The 242-nt window shown below is 52.1% G+C and carries 1 riboswitch.

Annotation, left to right across the window (positions count from 1 at the left end):
* The first annotated feature begins 89 nt into the window (after window positions 1–89).
* Window positions 90–201: riboswitch (TPP riboswitch) on the top strand.
* Window positions 202–242: the final 41 nt, after the last annotated feature.

Genomic DNA, 242 nt, shown 5'->3' with positions numbered 1-242 from the left:
AGCTACGACTACAAGGATGAAGATTGAGGGACGGCTCTCTTGCCAGAGGAAACGAACAGGCATATACTGAAAAAGCAAACAACATAATGCAAGACTGCTAGGGGAGTCCGAAAGGCTGGGCTGAGAGGGCGGAGCAATATCCGTCGACCCTTTGGACCTGATCCAGATCATGCTGGCGAGGGGAAGTGGCAGAGGCAGAGCTTTTTTGCTTCTCATGCGCGTAAAACACACGCCCACCTTTC

Origin of the sequence: Frankia sp. Mgl5 (assembly GCF_023242985.1) — a bacterium.
Classification (GTDB): Bacteria; Actinomycetota; Actinomycetes; order Frankiales; family Frankiaceae; genus Parafrankia; species Parafrankia soli.
This window is presented reverse-complemented; position numbering and strand designations above follow the sequence as displayed.